This window comes from Rahnella sp. ChDrAdgB13 (genome assembly GCF_017655185.1).
Classification (GTDB): Bacteria; Pseudomonadota; Gammaproteobacteria; order Enterobacterales; family Enterobacteriaceae; genus Rahnella; species Rahnella contaminans.
In genome coordinates this window covers 45,383-67,024 of record NZ_JAEMGT010000035.1, presented here as the reverse complement: position 1 = coordinate 67,024, position 21,642 = coordinate 45,383, and the positions used below count along the sequence as shown (strand labels likewise).

27 protein-coding genes are annotated in these 21,642 nt (G+C 53.2%); 12 read left to right on the top strand and 15 right to left on the bottom strand.

What is annotated here, in order from left to right; all coding sequences use genetic code 11:
- Window positions 1-137 precede the first annotated feature (137 nt).
- Genes mlaB through mlaF form a run of 5 tightly spaced genes read right to left on the bottom strand, consistent with a single transcriptional unit; the run spans window position 138 to window position 3,286 of the window.
- Window positions 138-446, bottom strand: coding sequence for a lipid asymmetry maintenance protein MlaB (gene mlaB, locus J8X26_RS12360; protein WP_208951012.1), 309 nt, complete (start codon window positions 444-446; stop codon window positions 138-140).
- A complete protein-coding gene (gene mlaC, locus J8X26_RS12355) occupies window positions 446-1,078 on the bottom strand; it encodes a phospholipid-binding protein MlaC (protein ID WP_152327330.1) in 633 nt (210 codons plus the stop codon). The genes mlaB and mlaC overlap by 1 nt, the downstream gene beginning before the upstream one ends.
- A gap of 41 nt (window positions 1,079-1,119) precedes the next feature.
- Entirely contained in the window at window positions 1,120-1,686 is a 567-nt protein-coding gene (gene mlaD / locus J8X26_RS12350) for an outer membrane lipid asymmetry maintenance protein MlaD (RefSeq protein WP_152327331.1), read from the bottom strand.
- 3 nt (window positions 1,687-1,689) lie between these two features.
- Window positions 1,690-2,472, bottom strand: a complete 783-nt coding sequence (gene mlaE / locus J8X26_RS12345; protein WP_152327332.1) for a lipid asymmetry maintenance ABC transporter permease subunit MlaE — start codon at window positions 2,470-2,472, stop codon at window positions 1,690-1,692.
- Window positions 2,473-2,482: 10 nt separating this feature from the next.
- Window positions 2,483-3,286 carry a phospholipid ABC transporter ATP-binding protein MlaF gene (mlaF, locus tag J8X26_RS12340; protein ID WP_152327333.1) on the bottom strand — a complete coding sequence of 268 codons (804 nt, stop codon included), beginning with the start codon at window positions 3,284-3,286 and terminating at the stop codon, window positions 2,483-2,485.
- 307 nt (window positions 3,287-3,593) lie between these two features.
- On the opposite strand from mlaF, the gene J8X26_RS12335 reads away from it, so the two are divergent.
- The 11 genes from J8X26_RS12335 to npr all read left to right on the top strand — a co-directional run bounded on the left by J8X26_RS12335 (window position 3,594) and on the right by npr (window position 11,608).
- Window positions 3,594-4,571: a calcium/sodium antiporter gene (locus tag J8X26_RS12335; RefSeq protein ID WP_152327334.1), complete on the top strand. Its 978-nt coding sequence runs from the start codon at window positions 3,594-3,596 to the stop codon at window positions 4,569-4,571.
- A 19-nt stretch (window positions 4,572-4,590) separates the two neighbouring features.
- A complete protein-coding gene (gene kdsD / locus J8X26_RS12330; protein WP_152327335.1) occupies window positions 4,591-5,577 on the top strand; it encodes an arabinose-5-phosphate isomerase KdsD in 987 nt (328 codons plus the stop codon).
- Between the two features lie 16 nt (window positions 5,578-5,593).
- Window positions 5,594-6,160: a 3-deoxy-manno-octulosonate-8-phosphatase KdsC gene (gene kdsC, locus J8X26_RS12325; protein ID WP_152327336.1), complete on the top strand. Its 567-nt coding sequence runs from the start codon at window positions 5,594-5,596 to the stop codon at window positions 6,158-6,160.
- Window positions 6,157-6,726, top strand: coding sequence for an LPS export ABC transporter periplasmic protein LptC (gene lptC / locus J8X26_RS12320; RefSeq protein ID WP_152327337.1), 570 nt, complete (start codon window positions 6,157-6,159; stop codon window positions 6,724-6,726). The genes kdsC and lptC overlap by 4 nt, the downstream gene beginning before the upstream one ends.
- Window positions 6,704-7,261, top strand: coding sequence for a lipopolysaccharide ABC transporter substrate-binding protein LptA (lptA, locus tag J8X26_RS12315; RefSeq protein WP_208951011.1), 558 nt, complete (start codon window positions 6,704-6,706; stop codon window positions 7,259-7,261). Before lptC ends, lptA begins: the two co-directional genes overlap by 23 nt.
- 6 nt (window positions 7,262-7,267) lie before the next feature.
- A complete protein-coding gene (lptB, locus tag J8X26_RS12310; RefSeq protein ID WP_112288368.1) occupies window positions 7,268-7,993 on the top strand; it encodes an LPS export ABC transporter ATP-binding protein in 726 nt (241 codons plus the stop codon).
- Between the two features lie 99 nt (window positions 7,994-8,092).
- Window positions 8,093-9,526: an RNA polymerase factor sigma-54 gene (gene rpoN, locus J8X26_RS12305; RefSeq protein WP_195815541.1), complete on the top strand. Its 1,434-nt coding sequence runs from the start codon at window positions 8,093-8,095 to the stop codon at window positions 9,524-9,526.
- Between the two features lie 23 nt (window positions 9,527-9,549).
- Window positions 9,550-9,837, top strand: a complete 288-nt coding sequence (gene hpf, locus J8X26_RS12300) for a ribosome hibernation promoting factor (protein ID WP_013577259.1) — start codon at window positions 9,550-9,552, stop codon at window positions 9,835-9,837.
- A 109-nt stretch (window positions 9,838-9,946) separates the two neighbouring features.
- Complete coding sequence (gene ptsN / locus J8X26_RS12295) at window positions 9,947-10,417, top strand: PTS IIA-like nitrogen regulatory protein PtsN (RefSeq protein WP_152327340.1); 471 nt, start codon at window positions 9,947-9,949, stop codon at window positions 10,415-10,417.
- Between the two features lie 67 nt (window positions 10,418-10,484).
- Window positions 10,485-11,339, top strand: a complete 855-nt coding sequence (gene rapZ / locus J8X26_RS12290; RefSeq protein WP_101074959.1) for an RNase adapter RapZ — start codon at window positions 10,485-10,487, stop codon at window positions 11,337-11,339.
- On the top strand, window positions 11,336-11,608 hold the full coding sequence (gene npr / locus J8X26_RS12285) for a PTS phosphocarrier protein NPr (protein WP_112288366.1): 273 nt from the start codon (window positions 11,336-11,338) through the stop codon (window positions 11,606-11,608). The genes rapZ and npr overlap by 4 nt, the downstream gene beginning before the upstream one ends.
- A 25-nt stretch (window positions 11,609-11,633) precedes the next feature.
- Here the strand turns inward: npr and J8X26_RS12280 are convergent, their stop codons facing one another.
- From J8X26_RS12280 to J8X26_RS12235, 10 genes are all read right to left on the bottom strand, one after another.
- A complete protein-coding gene (locus J8X26_RS12280; protein ID WP_208951010.1) occupies window positions 11,634-13,553 on the bottom strand; it encodes a transcription antiterminator in 1,920 nt (639 codons plus the stop codon).
- A gap of 82 nt (window positions 13,554-13,635) precedes the next feature.
- Window positions 13,636-14,835, bottom strand: coding sequence for a lactonase family protein (locus J8X26_RS12275; RefSeq protein ID WP_208951009.1), 1,200 nt, complete (start codon window positions 14,833-14,835; stop codon window positions 13,636-13,638).
- Between the two features lie 118 nt (window positions 14,836-14,953).
- Window positions 14,954-15,694, bottom strand: coding sequence for a KDGP aldolase family protein (locus J8X26_RS12270; RefSeq protein WP_208951008.1), 741 nt, complete (start codon window positions 15,692-15,694; stop codon window positions 14,954-14,956).
- Window positions 15,691-16,818: a DgaE family pyridoxal phosphate-dependent ammonia lyase gene (locus tag J8X26_RS12265; protein WP_208951007.1), complete on the bottom strand. Its 1,128-nt coding sequence runs from the start codon at window positions 16,816-16,818 to the stop codon at window positions 15,691-15,693. The genes J8X26_RS12270 and J8X26_RS12265 overlap by 4 nt, the downstream gene beginning before the upstream one ends.
- The gene (locus tag J8X26_RS12260) at window positions 16,808-17,941 is read right to left on the bottom strand and encodes an amidohydrolase/deacetylase family metallohydrolase (RefSeq protein WP_165061340.1); all 1,134 of its coding nucleotides are present in this window, start codon (window positions 17,939-17,941) and stop codon (window positions 16,808-16,810) included. The genes J8X26_RS12265 and J8X26_RS12260 overlap by 11 nt, the downstream gene beginning before the upstream one ends.
- Before the next feature lie 70 nt (window positions 17,942-18,011).
- Window positions 18,012-18,659, bottom strand: a complete 648-nt coding sequence (locus tag J8X26_RS12255; protein WP_101074955.1) for a DUF4310 family protein — start codon at window positions 18,657-18,659, stop codon at window positions 18,012-18,014.
- Window positions 18,660-18,672: 13 nt separating this feature from the next.
- Window positions 18,673-19,449 carry a DUF4311 domain-containing protein gene (locus tag J8X26_RS12250; RefSeq protein ID WP_101074954.1) on the bottom strand — a complete coding sequence of 259 codons (777 nt, stop codon included), beginning with the start codon at window positions 19,447-19,449 and terminating at the stop codon, window positions 18,673-18,675.
- Window positions 19,450-19,481: 32 nt separating this feature from the next.
- The gene (locus tag J8X26_RS12245; protein ID WP_152327345.1) at window positions 19,482-19,781 is read right to left on the bottom strand and encodes a DUF4312 family protein; all 300 of its coding nucleotides are present in this window, start codon (window positions 19,779-19,781) and stop codon (window positions 19,482-19,484) included.
- Window positions 19,781-20,146: an SFCGS family glycine-rich protein gene (locus tag J8X26_RS12240; protein ID WP_152327346.1), complete on the bottom strand. Its 366-nt coding sequence runs from the start codon at window positions 20,144-20,146 to the stop codon at window positions 19,781-19,783. Before J8X26_RS12240 ends, J8X26_RS12245 begins: the two co-directional genes overlap by 1 nt.
- 46 nt (window positions 20,147-20,192) lie before the next feature.
- Entirely contained in the window at window positions 20,193-20,543 is a 351-nt protein-coding gene (locus J8X26_RS12235) for a PRD domain-containing protein (protein ID WP_152327347.1), read from the bottom strand.
- A 399-nt stretch (window positions 20,544-20,942) separates the two neighbouring features.
- Between J8X26_RS12235 and rnk the strand changes: the two genes are divergently transcribed.
- Window positions 20,943-21,353 (top strand): nucleoside diphosphate kinase regulator, encoded by a 411-nt coding sequence (rnk, locus tag J8X26_RS12230; RefSeq protein WP_152327348.1) that lies wholly within the window; start codon window positions 20,943-20,945, stop codon window positions 21,351-21,353.
- Window positions 21,354-21,642 lie beyond the last annotated feature (289 nt).

The following is a 21,642-nucleotide window of genomic DNA, read 5'->3' as shown; positions in this document are numbered from 1 at the left end:
CATAACAGCCCGATATCTTATAGGGATCGGACCAAATCTTAAACCACGAAAAAGCCCCTGAGGAAGAGTTTCGCACAGGGGCTTTGTGGACATTAAGGCAACGATTTACATCACACCGCCTAACCTCCCGTAACTGTTCACTTATTTGCCAGTGAGTCAGTCGGGATAATGTCCTGAAGATTATATAACGCAATCAGCGTATGCAGCCGGTAGGTAATGCCTGCGATGGTCAGCGCCCTCCCCTGCTGGCTGGCTTCTTCGCGCAGATGCACTAACAGCGCCAGGCCCGAAGAATCCACGCGTTCAAGCCCGGACACGTCCAGAGTGGTCACGCCGGACATCAGTTTTTTACGCGCATCCCAAAAAGCCACCAGCGTTTCGCGATCCAACTCACCCTGCAAGGTCAGTCGCGGCGGCTGCGATTCCCAGCGCAGAGCTTCACTCATTATTGCTTATCCAGTGTGATCGGCTGAGCAGCGGCTTGTTTCAGACGGGCAGTCAGGCCATCGATGCCTTTCTGACGCAGGATGTCCGCCCACTCGTTCTGCTTGGTCGAAATCATGCTCACGCCTTCTGCAATCATGTCATATGCCTGCCATTCACCGGTGCGGCTATTTTTACGCCACTGGAAATCCAGACGTACTGGCGGACGGCCATTGGGATCGGTGATGGTGACGCGGATAGCGATGATATCTTTGTCCGCATAAGACTGTTCAGGCTGCACGGTGTAGCTCTGGCCGTTGTACATCGCCAGTGCCTGACCATAGGCCTGCTGCAAATATTCAGAGAACGCCGCAAAGTATGCGTCACGTTGTGCAGGCGTTGCCTGCTGGTAATAGCGGCCTAATACCAGCGCACCGGCATATTTAATCTGCACGTACGGCAGCAGTTCATCACGAACGATCTGGCGCAGGTAGTTAGGATCCTGCTTGATTTTAGGCTGTTCGGTTTTCAGGCGGGTGAAGGTTTTATTCGCCGCTTCATTCATCACGCTGTAAGGATTGGTTTTATCCACAGCGGCGTTGGCCAGCGGAGCCATCACCACCAGCAGTGCAGCGATCACTAAACGTTTAAACATACTTATTTTCCTCTTTTATGGAGAATCCGTGATAGCAATTCTTAATGGGCAGCCGGCTGTGGCGCCGTATTAGCGTCAGGTGCAGGTGCGGCATTCCCTTCAGTTGCTGCCGGAGCAGCCGCTGCATCAGGGTCAGCCTTGCCGTCGCCGCTTTTATAAAGGAACTGGCCAATCAGGTCTTCGAGAACCAGTGCGGATTTCGTGTCCTGAATGACGCCACCGTTTTTAAGGATAGTCGTTCCCATCTCCGGGTCTTCAAATCCAATGTTCAGCGCCAGGAATTGTTCACCCAGTAAACCCGAGGTACGGATAGCCAGCGTACTGGTGCTTGGGATCTGGTTGTATTTCTGGTCGATATCCATTTCCACTCGCGGAGAATAATTTTTATCCAGCGTAATGCTGCTGACGCGACCGATCACCACACCGCCAACTTTCACCGGCGAGCCGCTTTTCAGGCCACCGATATTGTCGAAGTCCGCAGAAATACGGTAAGTCGGATCCGAACCGATAGAACGGATGTCAGCCACTTTCAGGCACAAAAAGACCACCGCAATCAACGCGATGATTAAAAATGCGCCAACCCAAATCTCACTCTTTTTCGTTTGCATGGTTTAATTTCCAAACATCAGTGCTGTCAGCACAAAATCCAATCCCAGCACCGCCAGTGACGAATGCACCACAGTACGTGTCGTTGCCCGGCTGATCCCTTCGGATGTCGGGATCGCATCATAGCCATTGAACAACGCAATCCAGGTCACGGTGATAGCGAAAACAAGGCTTTTAATCAGGCAGTTAAGCAAATCTGTCCGCCAGTCTACGGCAGTTTGCATCGCAGACCAGAAGAAACCGCTGTCGATCCCCTTCCAGTCCACGCCAACCAGTGAACCGCCCCAAATCCCGACGGCAACGAAAATCGCCGTCAGCAGGGGCATGGAAATCAGACCGGCCCAGAAGCGCGGTGCCACAACGCGGCGCAGCGGATCAATCGCCATCATTTCCAGACTGGAGATTTGCTCAGTGGCTTTCATCAGACCCAGTTCAGCGGTTAACGCAGAACCCGCACGCCCGGCAAACAGCAGCGCGGTCACGACCGGACCAAGCTCACGCAATAACGACAACGCCACCATCATGCCCAGACTGGCTTCGGCGCTGTACGTGGTCAAAATAAGATATCCCTGCAACCCCAGAACCATGCCGATGAACAACCCGGAAACCAGAATGATTAACAGAGAAAGCACGCCAACGCTGTAGAGTTGCTTTATCAGCAGCGGCCATTGCTTGGCAAATTGCGGCTTACCGACTAATGCCCGGAAGAGCATTAAACCGGCACGGCCAAAGGACGCACAGGTGTTTATCCCGCTGCGCCCGACTGAGGCTAATGCCTTAATTAACATGGGTACTCCATCATCCGAGCAGCTCGGTTTTGTAATCACCGGCAGGGAAACGGAAAGGCACCGGTCCGTCGGCAATACCATCAAGGAACTGACGAACCCGCGGATCAGGATTATTTTGCAGCTCCTCGGGCGTTCCTTCAGCAATAACATGTTGTGCTGCAACAATATACGCGTAATCCGCAATGCTCAGCACTTCAGGTACGTCATGGGAAACCACAATACAGGTCACGCCCAGCGCATGGTTCAGCTCGTCGATCAGTTTGACCAGCACGCCCATCGTGATCGGATCCTGCCCCACGAAAGGCTCATCAAACATGATGAGTTCAGGGTCAAGGGCAATGGCACGCGCCAGCGCGACACGACGCGCCATGCCGCCGGATAATTCCGCAGGCATCAGTTCACCGGCACCACGCAGCCCGACGGCTTCGAGCTTCATGGTCACGGTACTGCGCAGCAGTTCTTCCGGTAATTTACTGTGCTCACGTAACGGGAACGCGACATTTTCGAACACATTGAGGTCGGTAAACAATGCACCGGACTGAAACAGCATGCTCATTTTTTTGCGTGATTCGTAAAGTTTTCGGCGTGACAGCGCAGGAATGTTGTCTCCGTCGAACCAGATTTCACCTTTATCCGGCGTAAGCTGGCCGCCGATAAGACGCAGGAGCGTCGTTTTACCGATCCCCGAAGGCCCCATAATGGCGGTGACTTTGCCTTTCGGCACGGTCATGTTTATCTCTTCGAAAATGGGACGATCGCCGCGCACGAAACTCATGCCTTTGATCTCAACCAGATTCGATTCGCTTTGACTCATTCAGTTTATCCCTTCGGAATGCTTTCGCTAAGAATACGTCTGACCCGGGTGGGGCGTCGTATAACTTTGGTATTTTTACAAAAACTTACCCCGCTTTCGTTACCAAAGTTGCCATCGATTTACTTTTCCGTCACAGACGGTCAAAATCAACGAATTACCATTTTAAATTAAAAGCCTTCATCGTCTAACATACAGGAACCTGCTGGCCGCGTTTTCAGACAAAATGTCGCCTTAGCTCATGTTGACGAAGGAATCGCCTGCCTTTCAAGGCGACGAACCTCGCATTATACCCAATAAAGGATGTTTCATGCTTCTCGCTATCGTACTGATGATTGTCGGCCTGTTACTGCTTGTTTACGCCGCCGATCGTCTGGTGTACGGAGCCGCTGTGCTGGCACGCTCGCTGGGCATGCCGCCACTGGTGATTGGCATGACCGTCGTCGGCGTGGGCATATCACTGCCTGAGCTGGTGGTTTCCACCACCGCCGCCATCAACGATCAAATGGATTTGGCCGTTGGAAACGCAATTGGTTCGAATATCATTAATATTCTTCTGATTTTGGGCGGTGCCGCCCTGATTCATCCACTTTCCGTTCGTTCTGATATATTACGCCGCGAACTCCCTCTATTGTTACTGGTCACAGCGCTGTGCGGTTTTCTGCTCAGTGACGGGGAACTCAGCCGGCTCGATGGCGTTTTACTGCTGGCCAGTGCCGCCGCGTTTATGATGCTGGTGATTAAAATCGCCCGGGCGGCTGAAAAAGAAGGGCTGGACACGCTGACGTACGAGCAAATGTCTGAACTTCCGCAAGACAGCAGCAACACTGTGGCATTTCTGTGGCTGGCATTGGGCTTTATTATCATGCCACTGGCGTCAGGCATGATTGTCGACAACAGTACAGTGATTGCACGATATTTAGGCGTGAGCGAACTGGTGATTGGTCTGACGGTCATCGCTATCGGCACCAGCCTGCCGGAACTGGCAACGTTTATCGCCGGTGCGATTAAAGGTGAAGATGATATCGCGCTGGGCAATATCATCGGCGCCAATATTTTTAACACTTGCCTGGTGCTGGGATTACCCGCACTGGTGGCACCGGGTTCGTTCAACCCGGATGCGTTTCACCGCGACTACTGGGTGATGCTGGCGGTCAGCGTGGTGCTTTCCGGTTTGTGCCTGATGCGCAAACACCGGATCGGGCATCTGGCCGGAGCATTATTGCTGTGCGGATTTATCGCCTATATGGCGGTGCTGTTCCTGTTACCGGACAGCATCGCCTTCTGAACTCTGTCAGGAATTGACTATGGCTAACTTTACCTTCGCCTCCGACTTTGATTTCCAGGCCGTCGGGCGTGATGTGCTGAAAACAGAACGTGAAGGACTTGAGCAGTTAGATCAATACATTAACGGTGATTTTACCCGTGCGTGCGAAAAAATCTTCGGTTGCACCGGAAAAGTCGTCGTGATGGGTATGGGCAAATCGGGTCATATTGGCCGCAAGATGGCCGCCACATTTGCCAGTACCGGGACTCCGGCATTTTTTGTCCACCCGGGTGAAGCCAGTCACGGCGATCTGGGCATGGTATCAAAGCAGGACATCGTTATCCTGATTTCCAATTCCGGCGAAGCGCATGAAATTCTGGGGCTGATCCCGGTGCTGAAACGGCTGAGCATTACGCTTATCTGCATGACGTCCAATCCGGAAAGCACGATGGGCAAAGCCGCCGATGTGCATCTTTGCGTCCGTGTGCCGAAAGAAGCCTGCCCGCTGGGTCTGGCACCGACCAGCAGCACCACGGCGGTATTGGTTATGGGCGATGCGCTGGCAGTGGCCCTGCTTGAAGCCCGCGGATTCACCCCTGAAGATTTCGCCCTTTCTCACCCCGGCGGAGCACTGGGTCGCAAGCTCTTGTTGCGCGTCAGCGATATCATGCACACCGGCGATGAAATCCCGCACGTCAGCCGTGATGCGTCTTTGCGCGATGCCCTTCTGGAAATCACTCGCAAAAATCTGGGCATGACGGTCATCTGCAACGATTTGATGAAAATCGAAGGGATCTTTACCGATGGTGATTTACGCCGCATCTTTGATATGGGCGTGAACATTAATAATGCGGCGATTGCCGAGGTGATGACGACCGGCGGGATCCGTGTTCGCCCTTCGCTTCTGGCGGTTGACGCACTGAATCTGATGCAGGAAAAACACATTACCTGCGTAATGGTTGCTGATGGTGACCAGTTGTTAGGTGTGTTACATATGCACGATATGCTGCGCGCTGGCGTAGTCTAATTGAGGAATAGCCCGAATGAGTAATAGCGCAGCCCTGGTGGAGACCTGCTACGGTCCGGTCAGCGCCCACGTGCTGGAACGCGCCAAAGCCGTTCGCCTGCTGATTTGCGATGTGGACGGCGTCATGTCCGACGGCCTGATCTACATGGGAAATCAGGGCGAAGAGCTAAAAAGTTTTAACGTTCGCGACGGTTACGGTATCCGTTGCCTGCTGACATCTGACATTGAGGTCGCGATTATTACAGGCCGCAATGCAAAATTACTGGAAGATCGCGCTAAAACCCTCGGTATCCGCCACTTGTATCAGGGGCAATCGGATAAGCTTTTGGCCTTCCGCGAACTGTTAGATACACTGTCCCTGCGGGCCGAAGAAGTGGCTTATATCGGGGATGATCTGATTGACTGGCCGGTCATGGCCGAAGTCGGTCTTTCCGTGGCGGTTCAGGATGCACATCCGATCCTGTTGCCGAAGGCCGATTACGTTACCCGCATCGCTGGCGGGCGTGGCGCCGTACGCGAATTGTGTGATTTGATTCTGCTGGCGCAGGGTAAGCTGGAGGACGCCAAAGGGCTGTCGATATGAGTAAAACAAAACTTTGGATTATCCTTGTTCTGACGGCCATCGTTCTGGTTCTGGTGGGCTGGTCATTGTCTGATAGCAGCGATGACGCACCGCAGGCCGTTAACGATCAGGATCCCACTTACCAGACATCCCACACGGTCACGATGGTCTATGACCCAACGGGTAGCCTGACCTATAAACTGGTTTCGGACCAGGTAAAATACTACGCCGCCGATCAGGTGACATGGTTTACCAACCCGGTCGCGACCATGTTTGACAAGAATAAAACACCAACCTGGGTGCTGCGTTCTGATAAAGCCAAGTTGACTCAGGATAAGATGCTTTATCTTTACGGGCATGTGCAGGCTGATAGCCTGACGCCTGAGACATCACAGCTTCAAAGAATCAAAACGGATAATGCCCGGGTTAACCTGACGACACAGGACGTTGCCTCAGACGATGAAGTAACGCTTTATGGCACAGGTTTTACATCTAACGGCATGAAAATGCGCGGTAATCTGCGTGATAAGACAGCACAGCTGATCGAAAAGGTAACGACCTCTTATGAAATTCAAAGCAAAAAATAAAATCCGTGATCTCCTGATCGTCAGCTCGTTGTTAGCCGTGAGCATTCCGGCGTTCGCCTTAAAAGATGACACAACGAAACCGATCACCATTGATTCCGCCAATCAGGCGCTGGATGTGAACACCAACACGGCCACCTTCACCGGTAACGTCGTAGTCAATCAAGGCACTATTCAGGTGAAAGCCGATAAAGTTGTCGTGATCCGTCCTCAGGGCGTATCCGGCAAAGAAGTGGTGGAAGGTTACGGCAATCCGGTGACGTTTTACCAGATGCAGGACAACGGCAAGCCGGTAAAAGGCCATGCGCAGAAAGTCCGCTATGAAGTGGAAAACGATCTCGTGACCCTGACCGGTAACGCATACCTCGAACAGCTCGACAGCAACGTGAAAGGCGACCGTATTACCTATCTGGTGCAGAAACAGCAAATGGAAGCCTTCAGTGATAAAGGCAACCGCGTGACGACCGTTCTGGTTCCTTCGCAGCTGCAACAAAAAACGCCTGCCGCGGGCGGCCAGCCGACCCAAAAGAGTAACTGATATTTTATGGCAAAATTAATCGCAGAGAATCTGGCAAAAGCCTACAAAGGCCGCAAGGTTGTAGAAGATGTCAGCCTGATGGTGAACTCCGGCGAAATCGTCGGATTGCTGGGGCCAAACGGTGCGGGTAAAACCACCACCTTCTACATGGTCGTCGGGATTGTGCAACGTGATGCGGGCCGTATCATCGTTGACGATGAAGACATCAGCCTTTTGCCATTGCATACCCGCGCCCGTCGCGGCATTGGCTATCTTCCGCAGGAAGCCTCCATCTTCCGTCGTCTCAGCGTGTTTGATAACCTGATGGCCGTACTGCAGATCCGCGATGATCTGAACAAAGAACAGCGTAACGATCGCGCTAATGAACTGATGGAAGAGTTCCATATTTCTCATTTGCGCGATAACCTCGGTCAGTCCTTGTCCGGTGGTGAACGTCGCCGTGTTGAGATTGCCCGCGCACTGGCAGCGAATCCCAAGTTTATCCTGCTGGATGAACCTTTCGCCGGCGTTGACCCGATTTCCGTCATCGACATCAAAAAAATCATTGAGCATTTGCGTGACAGCGGCCTCGGCGTACTGATCACTGACCACAACGTTCGCGAAACGCTCGACGTTTGTGAGCGTGCCTATATCGTCAGTCAGGGGAAATTGATCGCCCACGGCACGCCAGCCGACATTCTTGCTGATGAACAGGTTAAACGCGTTTATCTTGGTGAAGAATTCCGTCTGTGATCTGTGCCGCCGGAACCGTGCCCGTTTCGACGTAAAGTCTGACGGGAGGTCTCTGACAGAAGTTACTCAGTTTGTAATCAACGGAAATAAAACCAAGATATGAAGCAAGGTTTGCAACTAAGACTCAGCCAACAACTGGCAATGACTCCTCAGTTACAACAGGCCATCCGCCTGTTGCAACTGTCCACGCTTGAGCTCCAACAGGAGATCCAACTCGCGCTGGAGAGCAACCCTCTGCTGGAACAAACCGACCTTCATGATGAAATCGATTCGGTAGAAGCCACCGACAACGAAGCGTTAGATACCCGCGAAGCGCTCGAGCAGAAAGACATGCCCGAAGAGTTGCCGCTGGACGCCACCTGGGACGAGATTTATACCGCGGGCACGCCTTCCGGCACCGGCAACGATTACAGCGACGACGAGCTGCCAATTTATCAGGGTGAAACCACGCAGACGCTTCAGGATTACCTGATGTGGCAGGTGGAACTGACGCCGTTTTCCGACACCGATGCCGCGATTGCCACGTCCATTGTCGACGCGGTAGACGATACCGGTTATCTGACCGTTTCCCTTGACGACATCCTCGAAAGTATCGGTGACGACAACGTCAGCATGGACGAAGTGGAAGCCGTTTTAAAACGTGTGCAGCGTTTTGATCCGGTTGGTGTGGCGGCGCGTGACCTGCGTGATTGCCTGCTGATCCAGCTTTCACAGTACGCCACAGATACGCCTTTCATCACCGAAGCGCGCCTGATTATCAGCGAACATCTGGATTTGCTGGCGAACCATGATTTCCGCGCACTTATGCGTTCAACCCGGCTAAAAGAAGATACACTGAAAGGAGCGATGCTTCTGATTCAGTCTCTTGATCCGCGTCCGGGACAATCGATCAACACCGGTGAATCCGAGTACGTGATCCCCGATGTGCTGGTGCGAAAAGTGTCAGGTGTCTGGACGGTAGAACTGAATTCCGACAGCATTCCGCGTCTTAAGATTAACCAGCAGTACGCCGCGATGGGCAATTCCGCGCGCAGCGACAGCGACGGGCAATTTATCCGCAGCAACCTGCAGGAAGCCAAGTGGTTAATCAAAAGCCTGGAAAGCCGTAATGACACGCTGTTGAAAGTCACGCGCTGTATCGTTGAGCAGCAGCAGGCGTTCTTTGAACTGGGTGAAGAATTTATGAAGCCTATGGTGCTGGCCGATATCGCCAGCGCCGTAGAAATGCACGAATCGACGATTTCACGCGTGACGACGCAGAAGTTTCTGCACAGCCCGCGTGGAATTTTCGAACTGAAGTATTTCTTTTCCAGCCATGTCAGTACAGACAGCGGCGGCGAGGCATCGTCAACCGCGATCCGGGCGCTGGTGAAGAAATTAATCGCAGCGGAGAATCCTGTAAAACCGCTCAGTGACAGTAAGTTAGCCACCCTCCTTTCCGATCAGGGAATTATGGTGGCACGACGAACCGTCGCCAAATACCGAGAGTCTTTGTCCATCCCGCCCTCAAACCAACGTAAACAGTTAGTTTGACCTCAACAGAGAAGGAAGACATTATGCAGCTCAACATTACCGGACATCACATTGAGATCACGGATCCCCTGAGAGAATTCATCACGTCGAAGCTGGCTAAGCTTGAACAGTATTTCGACCGGATAAATCAGGTGTATGTGGTGTTGAGCGTTGAAAAGGTGCAGAAAGTAGCGGAAGCCACTTTGCATGTGAACGGAGGCGAGTTGCATGCCACCTCGGAGCATCAGGATATGTACGCGGCAATTGACGGCCTGGTTGATAAACTGGCTCGTCAGTTGAACAAGCACAAAGACAAACTGAAACAGCACTGACATTCATGTAGCCAACCCTGTGCTACAAACCTTCGGGCATCGGCTTGTGACCTTCGGGAAACGAGCCGATATAGCTTTAAGGGTGAAACAGCGCCAAAGTGAAGATGACATGATTAACGATACTGCAATGCAATTAACGTCGGTGCTTAATGCCGAATGCACCAAAAGCGGCGTTCATTGCGCCAGCAAAAAACGCGCACTGGAAATCATCAGTGAGCTGGCGGCCAAACAGCTAAATTTATCACCGCAGGTGATTTTTGACGCCATTTTGACCCGTGAACGCATGGGCAGCACCGGGATCGGTGCCGGGATCGCTATTCCGCACGGAAAGCTGGAAGAAGACACTTTACGTGCCGTCGGGGTGTTCATTCAGCTTGAACAGCCGATCGCTTTTGACGCTATCGATAATCAGCCTGTGGATTTGCTTTTTGCCTTGCTGGTTCCGGCAGATCAATGTAAAACCCATTTACATACCTTGTCTTTAGTCGCCAAAAAGCTGGCGGATAAAGGGGTGTGTCGTCGTCTGCGCGGAGCGCAAAGTGACGAAGAACTGTTCCAGATAATGACTGAAAACGAATAAATTACTGATTCCCGGTTGCGCGCCGGGAAAATGAATTCTGAACACTGAATGCCAGGGGAGTGACACCATGGTGCTGATGATTGTCAGCGGCCGTTCCGGTTCCGGGAAGTCGGTTGCCCTAAGGGCATTGGAAGACATGGGTTTTTACTGTGTGGATAACCTGCCGGTGGTGTTGTTGCCGCAGCTCGCCCAGACACTTGTTGAACGCAATACGTCTGCGGCCGTCAGCATTGACGTTCGCAACATGCCAGAAACACCGGAAGTTTATGAGCATGCGATGTCACAGCTGCCGGAAAGCTTCTCGCCACAGCTGCTGTTCCTCGACGCTGACCGTAATACCCTGATCCGCCGTTACAGCGACACCCGTCGTCTGCACCCGCTCTCCAGCAAAAACCTGTCCCTTGAAAGTGCAATCGATGAAGAAGCCGATTTGCTGGAGCCTTTGCGCTCTTCCGCGGATCTGATCATCGACACCTCCGAGATGTCCGTTCACGAACTGGCAGAAATGCTGCGTACGCGCCTGCTGGGCAAACGCGAACGTGAGCTGACCATGGTCTTCGAATCCTTTGGTTTCAAACACGGTATTCCGATTGATGCGGATTACGTTTTCGACGTGCGTTTCCTGCCTAACCCGCACTGGGATCCGAAACTGCGTCCGATGACCGGCCTCGACAAACCGGTCGCTGCGTTCCTCGACCGTCATACCGAAGTACATAATTTTATCTATCAGACGCGCAGCTATCTTGAACAATGGCTGCCCGCGCTGGAAACCAACAACCGCAGTTATCTGACCGTCGCCATTGGCTGTACCGGCGGTAAGCACCGTTCGGTGTATATCGCAGAACAGCTGGCTGACTATTTCCGTTCCCGCGGGAAGAACGTCCAGTCCCGCCATCGCACGCTGGAAAAACGCAAATCATGACGGTTAAACAAACGGTAGAAATCAAAAACCGGTTAGGGATGCACGCCCGTCCGGCGATGAAGTTATTTGAACTGGTACAGAGTTTTGAGTCAGAAGTGATGCTGCGCAACGGCACAGGCATCGAGGCGGAAGCCAGCAGCGTGATCGCACTGCTGATGCTGGACTCCCCGAAAGGCCAGAAAATCGAAATCGAAGCCACCGGCCCCGATGAAGAACAGGCTCTCAGCGCCGTCGTAAATCTGATTAATTCAGGTTTTGACGAAGACTGATGGTTAACGGACTGTTTAAGCCGTATTAAATGCGGCTTAAACAGTCGATAGCAATCGCCTTGAAGCTTTCAAAATTCTCACTGCTCAGCAAACGGCTCATCGAGCGTTCCCGCACAAACGTCACGAACAAATCGTAAATCGCCATTGCTTCCTCGTAATCCGCCTTGCTGATCGCCAGCAGGAAAATCACGTGCGCCGTTTCCCCTTCGCCCCAGGCAATGCCTTGCGGCGAAAGCAAAGTGATCACCACGGTTTTCTTTGCGAGCAATCCCAGCGAATGCGGCAGCGCAATGCCTTCGCCCAGCATGGTCGAGACAATCTCCTCGCGCTCCACCACCGAAGGATAAAACGCCTGATCGACAACCCCTTCTTCTTCAAGCTGCGAACAAACATGGCGAAAAAGCTCCGCCTGTGTCATCGGCTCATTGACGATCATGAAGTGCTTTTCGTCGAAGAATTTTTCCAGCATATACGGGCGCGTGCGGTCGACGAGTACCAGCTTGCCGAGCTGCTCCATCTGGTATTCGGTCGGGAACGGCGACAGCACCACCACCGGCTTATTCTTCTCGGTGATACGGGCGTTGGAGATAATAAAATCTTCGTCGATGTGCTCCAGCTGCTCGTAATCACGCAGCGAAACCACCTGCTTCATCACCAGTTGAGGATACTTACGGTTAATCTGCGCCTGGATCATACGGATGGTTGAATTGCCGGTGTCGCACACCAGCATCACCTGCGGATGGCGCTGGTAGCCAATGTTGTAATGCCGCTCCAGCCCGACGCCAATATGCAGCACCAGAAAGCCGATTTCATTCTCACTCAGCGTGTAAGGCGTGTATTTACCCCAGCTGGAAACGGCCGCCAGCGTGACGTCATACGCCATCGGATAATGCTGTTTGATATTGCTCAGCAGCGGATTGGGGATATTAATCTGGTATTTCACTCGCGTAATCATGGTTTTGATGTGCGTCAGCAGATCCGCTCGCAGCTGCTTATCACCCTGCAAATCATAGTTATAGTGCGAATTGATGTACGAAAGAATGTAATCGACCAGCGACTCATCGTCGTCGGCGTTAATGTCCGTCGGTAAAATCTGCTGGACGCGGCGCGCGGCAATATTCACCCGCAGATAAGCTTCCTCTGAGGCCGGAATTTCCTTACCAACCAGATTTTTCAGCTCCGCCGCCAGCCGCACAGAAACCTGCTTCACCGCCGGATCACCGTCTTCGGCATCAAAATCGGTCAGCGGATAACCGCCGGTAATGCGTTTGATCGCCACGGCGCAATAGAGGATCAGATACTGTTCGCCTTCATCCGTCAGCTGAATGGAAGACTGCGTCAGCAACTGATGCATAAAACGCGTCAGCGGCACCAGCGCTTCCGGCTCCAGACTTTCTGCTTTTAGCAGCGGATTCGCCTGCTCTTCGGCATCCAGCTGGAACAGCAAATCGGTCAGACAGGCGCGGATCGCCAGTTCAGCACCGAACAATTTCATGCCGTAGCGCGGCTTGGTTTCGATATTCAGGTGATAGCGCGCCAGATGCTCCCTCACCTCAGCCATATCATTTTGCAGGGTTCCCCGGCTGACAAACCATTCATCGGCCAGATCTTCCAGCTTTAATGAAAAAGCTGAGGTCAAAAAGCGGATCAGCAACGTCTTCACCCGTCCGGCGGCGGTGCGCGGCGTCGGGTTCGGTTTACGTTGTGTTGATTGCTGTAACGACGAAAACAGCGCCGCATCATCGATGCGCAACTGATATCCGCTGCCCCGGCTGTGGACAAACGTCGCACCAAAATCGGCGATGATTTCGTTCAGCGCAGTAATATCGGCACGCACCGTGCGCGTCGAAACAGACAGACGTTTTGCCAGTTCATCCTGAGGAAGGGTTTCGGTTTGCAGCGCATCAAATAACTGCGCCAGACGTTGATTGGGAAATCTCACCATTGTTCTTCCAGTTCGTTTCAACGAGGCTCCGTTCACGAACAAAACACGTCGTGAACGGAGTTTGTTTCTGTTGCGGCACCGCTTAAGGCGCAATCACCATCTGTGACGGGCTGCCCACAGCCACATAGTCATCCACGAATGACAGTTTGCCGTTTTCGCCAGATACCTTGAATCTGGTGATGTTATCGCTTCGTTGATTCATTGCGTAAATATATTTACCGTCCGGTGACAACGTCAGCGTTCTTGGATAGTCACCGCGCGTCCAGGTTTCATCACTCCAGGTCATCGCCCCTTCACCGGTCACATTAATTTGTGCAATGCTGTTATGCAGACGGTTCGCTACATACAGATGCCTGCCGTCTTTGCTCAGCACAATGCCCGCGGCGAAGTTCGTGCCTTTGAAACCGGCCGGCAGCGTGGACAAGCTGTGCAGCTCGCTGAGCGTGCCTTTTACGGCGTCAAAACGATAGCTGGTCAGCGTCGAAGCCTCTTCGTTGATCAGGAAAACCACTTTACCGTTGGGATGAAACACGAAATGGCGGGGTCCAGCACCTTCGGAAGACGCCTTGATAAACGGCGGATCGTTGGCCTCCAGTACGCCGGTTTCACCGTTGAGCTTCCACTGATAAATCCGGTCCAGCCCCAGATCGGTAGAGAACACGAATTTGCCGGAAGGATCGGTGGCAATCATGTGCGCGTGTGGCCCGTTGTGGTCGCTGATGGCAAAACTGCCCTCCGCCGCCGCGGCCGGTTTGCCTGCGCCTGCAGGACCGGAGTCCTGCTGGCTGTTGCTGGCTTCACTCAGCTTCCCGCTGATATCCACCGGGAAGACGGCAACCACGCCGCTGATGTAGTTCGCCACCAGCAGATGATCACCTTTTGGCGTCAGCGAAAGATACACCGGCCCTGCGCCCTGCGAATCCACCTGATTAATCAGCGTCAGGCTGCCATCTTCAGGCGCAATGCGATAGGCCGCCACTGAACCATGTTTGCCACCGTTGTAATGATCAATTTCGCTGCCGATAAACAGCGTTTTACCGTCGTGGCTGAGCACCATCTGCGCCTGATTTGGCAACTGGCTGGCGAGCGTTTTATCGCTCAGCGCGCCGGTTTTAGGATCGAACTTAAAGCGGTAGACACCTTCCCCGTTCGGGTTGTAGGTGCCGACGTAAGCATAATGCGGAGTCGTCGACGTCATTGTTTTTTCTGCTGCATAAAGCGGCGCGGCGCAGACTGCCAGCATCGCAGAGGTTAAACCTGAAATCAGAAACCAGTTTCTCATACATTTCCTCAAACCTGGGTTGTCAGACAAACGAGAGGCTCAGCGCCCGTTCAGTGGATGAAGGACGCTGAGTGTTTAACCGCGCAGACGGCTTACCGCGCAGGAAAGGTCAGAACCTTCAGCCCACCAGTTTTTTGACGCTGGCCAGCAGGGTTTTCACATCTTCAGGACGGGTATTGCCCGACGCGCTGTCGATGATTGAGCTGTAGATATGCGGGATGATTTTGGTCACGCCCGCGGCCAGTGCGATTTCCATGATTGGCTCGAAGTTTTCCAGATCGATACCGCCGGTTGGCTCCAGCCAGAAATCCTGTTCTGCACAGGCACGCGCCACGGCAGCGAATTCTTCACGAGTTTTCAGGCCGCCCATCGGGAAATATTTCACCGAGCTGCCGCCCATGTCTTTGAGCAGCGCAATCGCAGTTTCCACCGGCACGATGGCGTCACTGGCCGCGGAGCTTAGCGGGCCGGTGTTGATCTTCACAAAGCCGGGTTTACCTGTAGGAGAAATCAGGCCGTTGACCACGCTGTCGTTTTGACCAAGCAGCGCACGGCTGGTGCCGACACCGGTGAAGACCTGATTCACATGCTGCGGCTGAACGTGTTGTGAAATCTGGCTGACCATCAGCGACTGACGCGGATCTCCCGCACCTAAGCCAACGGACAAAGCGTTTTCGATAAGCGCCGCATATTCCTTCATGTCGGCGACGGCGCTTGCGACATCCGCGTAGTTTTTGGAAAGCACACCAACCAGCACATGCCCTTCTGCGGCTTCGTAGATGTCACGGGCATTGTCTTTCGAGCCAGCCAGCACATTCAGGCACACGCGGTCACGGTAGAAATTTGGGGTCAGCTTCATGCTTTCTCTCCACTGAAAAGTTGTTTGAAACGGTCGGCGACAATGGCGAGCTGCGGCGGCGTCACGCTGCGCACGTCGACTTCAATCTTGCCTTCGTTAGCGCGGTAGCCACGGAAATAAATCGCGATATCGCCGGTTTTCATGGCGTCCACGATGGCTTTGGTTTTCCAGCCCAGTACCGTTTCATCGAACGTAATTTCCGTACGCGCAATATCACGCCCCGCGCTGTCCCAGACCACGCGTCCGGTGACGCCGTTAATTTCATTCAGGCTGGCGATAAATGGCGTCATCTTGTCGACCATTTCCTGCCCGGTGGTTTTGGGTTGCGTGATGTAGCTTTCGATGGCCTGCGTCAGGCCGAGAATGCCCTCTTTGCCGACTTTCATCGCACGGCCAATCCCGCCCGATTGCAGTTTCACCCATTCGACGTACTGTTTTTTGCCGAGCACCAGACCGCTGGTCGGGCCCTCGATGGCTTTTGCGCCGCTGTAAATCACCAGATCTGCGCCCATTTCGTAATAACAGGTCAGGTCTTCTTCTGCGGCAGCATCAACGATCAGCGGCAGGTTATGCTCACGGGCAACGGCAGCGGCTTCCGCCACCGAAAGAATGCTTTTCTGCACGCTGTGATGTGATTTGATGTACAAAATGGCGGCAGTGCGTGGCGTAATGCAGGCCGCAAGCTGGGCGGCTGAACATTCGTTGGCATAACCGGCTTCCACGACTTTGCCACCGCCCATTGTCACCATCGTGCCCACCGGCGCACCGAAATTCACGTTGTGGCCTTTTGGCAGCACGATGTCGTGAGGGACTTCCAGCGGTGCGGCATGCAGGTTTTCCAGCAGCCAGGCGTTATCTTTCACAATCACCGCCGCGACCGACTGCGCAATCCCGGCAGACGCACAGGACACCACCACCGCGTTTTCCACGTTCAGCAGTTTGGCGATATAAGCGCCGGTTTTGTTCACCAGATCCTTCATCTCGAAGTAGTGATTCAGGCCGGTGTTGACCACCGCCGCCACTTCTTCACGCGGCGTGGAAACACCGAGCGCCGTCATGCGACCGGACGCGTTAATCACCTGTTTCAGCTGATATTTTTCATACAAAGATTGTTCAGAAGACATGAGCAGATTTCCCTTCTTCGGTTAACAGAGTGACACCCGCGACCACAGCGGCCAGAGGTACCAGCAAACTTTCGCCCTTCACGGACTGTCCTTCGGAATCGACAAATACCTGCGGCGCAAAACGCTGCTCGAACAGGGTCAGGTCGGCGTCAGCGCCCACTTCGAGACGGCCTTTGGCAGGCAGGCGTAAAGCATCGGCGGCGTGTGAAGTGACGCAATCAATCACCTGCGTCAGTGTCATGCCTACGCTAAAGAACTTCGACATGACGGTCGCCAGGCTATGCACCGGCCCGTTCATGCGGTTGCGGCAGTAAATATCGGAGCTGATGGTGTGGGGCAAAATGCCCTGCTTAATCGCCCGTTCCGCCACTTCAAAACTGAAACTTGCGGTCCCGTGACCGACATCCAGCCGCACGCCGCGGCTCAGCGCGCGCTTAATGGAATCGCGCAGTACACCTTCTGGCGAGAGGATGCGGTTTGGCTTGCCGTTATAGCAGTGCGTGATGATGTCGCCTGATGTCAGCAAATCGGCGATTTCATCGAGGTTCGGCGGGTTATTACCGATATGCACCATCAGCGGCAGACCGTTGTTTTCCTGCTGAATTTCTTTGGCGCGCACCAGCGGTTTAATACCGTTCTGGCCGACCACGCTGCTGCTCATGCGCGCTTTGATGCCGATAATAAAACCGGTGTTTCGCGCGATGGCGTCACGCACGCCGACTTTGTCGATCTGCGTCATATCCGCCAGTTCGTTCTGCGTGACGATGCCGGTGCGCGCGATATTCAGGAACGCGTAGACGTTGGTTTTCGCCGCTCGGGTGATCTGATAGAAATCGTCGACATCATTCGCGCCGGTGCTGCCGGCATCCGCCACCGTGGTGACACCACAGGCGATGCCAATCAAATCGGCATCGTCATGATAAATGGGTGATTTCGGGTAACAGTGAACGTGGGAGTCAATCCAGCCTGCGCTGGCGTAAACTTTGCCCTGAAGGTCGAGTGTCTGGCGGGCTGTGGCGTCGGGTGCCAGCGTGCCGATGGCGGCGAATTTGCCGCCCTGAATTGCAATATCAGTCAGGCTGCCGTCTGTGCTTTTTGCCTGTCGGATGATTAAGTCATACATACGACGTTCTCCATAATCTCAGGCGCCAGAGAAATCCTGACGCCTGATTACTGCTTTCTTATTGAAGTACTTACAGTGATACCGGGAAGATAGCGCCCAGAACCATCGCACCGAGAATGGCACCGCCGGTGATAGGTTTCTGCCACAGGTAGAAGCCCAGCGCGCCAAGCAGTGAACCCAGGCCGATTGGAATCGACGCGGCCATCGCTGACAGAATAATCAACGGCCCGAGGAACCGGCCGGAGGCGTTACCCGCACCCATCATCACGTCCGCACCGTAGGTGGAATTGCTCTGATTGATGGTGAATTTACGCGCCAGAATAATGATATAACCCACGGCTAAACCGAGGATCAGGCCGGTCACCAGCGAAGCCGCAAAGTTCGCTACCGGGAAGATAATCCCCGCGCCGAGCAACAGTGCCGGAACGCCCAGACCAATACCGGTCTGGATCGCGCCGCCGATATCCAGAATACCGACCAGCGAACCTTCGATAATGCGGGCAAACAGGAAGCTGGCACCGAAGGCCGCCACTGCGCCGTACACGCCGGTGTCCATGCCTGAACGCAACATCGACACAAACGCCACTTCGTTAAACGCGCCGATGCCATACAGGTAATACATGTGTGTCCCGGCGAAAACGCCTGACGACAGCAGTCCGACAAAAATCGGGAACGACCACTCGGCGTACCAGAAACCACGTTTGGCTTGTTCTTCCATTGTCATGTTCCTCTTACTTGCCGCTGAGTGAGTTGTGAATGCCGTTCAGCCACGCGGGAACATCCAGCATGAAAGACTGCAACAGTTTGACGTCGAAACCGCGGAAGAAGCCGCTGAGTGCGAACAGCGCGATAATCGCCGCCATCATCACTTTGGTGACGCGGTTCCAGCCGCTTTCTTCAACGCCTTTCCCGATCAGAATACCCAGCACCAGACCCGGCACGGCGTTACCCATGATCATCTGCGCCAGACCGCCGAAGATGGTGGCCCAGAAACCGGAACGACGCCCTGCATCAATCGCCGCCAGCCAGAAAATTACGGGCATGACGGTGTTCACCAGCAGGTTGGCCGCAGGCACCAGCACTTTAATCGCCGTCACCTGTAAAGCCGCAGGTACCGCGGATGCGGTGGTATTCAGGAATGCCACCACAATCATGCCGATGATGCCGCCCGCAATCGCCATCTTGCGCGGGTCGTGCATGGTTTCAGCCACATTGCGGTTTTTGAACATCAGAGCAGCGGTCGCCCAGTGAGGGATGATGCGGTGGTCGACGTCCTGTGTGAAAGAACCCGCCGCAACGGAAGAAGCCCAGGCGTTAAAGAAGAAGCCCAGACCAAATGAGAAATGCGAAGCCGGATCGCCTTCACAGGAATTTAATTCCCCAAGAGTACGAAAAGCCCCCATCCCTTGCACGGTAGGCGCGTGGAACATACGTGCAGCACCTGCACCTACCCCCACGCCAACCAGTCCGCCGATAATAAGCGACTTAAATAAAATAATTAAAAACATCAGTATATCCTTGTCATTTATAGCTAACGTTTTTATTTCGTGACAAAAACTACCTGTTCCGTATTAATAACAGTCAGGTTGACGGTAATGTCTAACGCCACGTAATAACTCTTTCTTTCCCTGGCCAGAAAAAAGAACAGAAACTTTTCTCTTTTCACTGACTCTTCTGCCTTTATTACCTTGACGTCCTGCGGTTCAATACGCAGCAAGACATTATTGGCAGAAGATTTGAGAACCGTTCTCTGAACCTGACTCAGTGCGGAAGAAAAGGCGGCAGCCTTATTTTCGCCTTTTCCTTCAACCCGAACTGTCGTGCTTAATTGTTGCTTCATTACGCCTGACCATACTTCTTGTTATAAGCTTCAACCAGGCGCTGCCCCAGTTCTTCTTTATCCATAAATCCGAACCCTAATACCAGACAGCCTTCGTTAATTGCCGTCACACCTTCATCCACTGAACGCATCCCGTACTTGGCTTTATATCCGTATTTGTTTTGTGCGGTAATCGCACCGGCGCCGCCGCTGCCGCAGAAGGAAATACCAAAGGTCGCGCCTTCTGTTTTCATCACGTCGCCGAGTTTCATATCGGCTGCCATGCCTGGGACAACAATGGCTCTTCCGCCAGCCGCTTCCACGCCTGCTGCCACTTTCTGGCCTTTACCTAAACGGTCGCCAATCACAACTAATACTTGTCCCATAATTTACTTCTCCAGTTTGGTTAATTCGTTAAATCAAAAATCAGGATTATTTCGGTTCGTTGTCTCTTGCGACTTCAAAATGCACCGAGAGCAAATACGCTTCCTCAATCGGTAAATTTCCGAACCAGCTGACAACTTCTTCTGCCATTTTCATGGACTCATCAGAAATTTCGTCAAATAAATCTTTTTCGACTTCAGGCAATGGTTCGCCGGTGATTGAGCGTAATACCATGGCTTTAACGTGTGACGTTAACATCTGTAACTGAACATCTGTGGTGTAGATATTCTTCGCACTTTGCATTGCCTGAATATCTTTTAATACTTTCTCTGTTATTGCAGGAGCATCTTCCAATTCTGTCTGCCCGTTACCCTTCACAGATGCGGTTCCGTTATTCACTCGCGGTTACCTCTCTCCTTGCCTGACTTTCTATTTTCAGTCGTTTATTTCGTCTGTCTTTACCCTAACCCTGGAGAGATTTCCTGTGTAGTGGGTCTTTTTCCAGTTCGAAGTGGAAATACGGTGAGCTGAGCAGATCTAATTCGCAAAACGAAAAGTTAAGTCGTCATATCACTGAGTATTACCGTCTGTAGCAGCGTATTTCACTGGTAATCGGATTTTTCGCAATGCGGATTAATTCCCTTACAACGCTTTCTTTTACCGATAAGAATGCCTAGTATCAAAGAACACATGCAGAACACTGACACCCCCGCGCTTACCCGCGGGGGTGTTATTTTTTGCCGACCGGCACCCCACTCGCATGAAGCGGGTGATGCAAAAGGAACCATGGAGAATGTTATGAGTAAACCGACACTGATCATCAATGAACTTGACGCAGAACGCCTGGACACATTGCTGGCGCAACCGGCATTTGCCAGCAGCCCGGTCGCCGATGCCCTGAATGAAGAGTTGGATCGCGCAGAGATTTTGCCGCCCGGGGAAATTCCTGCCGACGTAGTTACGATGAACAGCAAGGTTCGCTTTACGGAAGGTAAAGAAGGCGAAGAGCACATCCGTACACTGGTCTATCCGGCGGCGCTGAAAGACAGCAATGAGCAACTGTCGGTGATGGCCCCGCTCGGCGCTGCCCTTTTAGGCCTGCGCGTCGGCGGCAGCATTACGTGGGAAATGCCCAATGGCGAAGAAAGCCATATTACCGTGCTGGAGTTGTTGTATCAGCCGGAGGCGGCCGGGGAACTGAGAAGTTAAGATTTTTTTGCAGAAGCCGCTGCAATGGCGGCTTTACTTAAGGATGAGAAAATTTCGGTTTCTCACCTGCAGTGATCACTCAACGCGCAGCGCCGAAACCGCCCAAGAGAGGGAAGTGCTTTCCCTCTCTTGGATCTCTCCCCGCTTTTTTACTGCGCGCTGTCGCTGGCGGCTATGTTTCAGGTAACGCGGAGACAGGCTGGAAATCTCGCCGCTGCGCGGTCCCTTCTCTCGGTCTTCGAGCCATAGGTCTCGAAGCCGCTACGTTCAGCAAGATTTCTGAATCGCC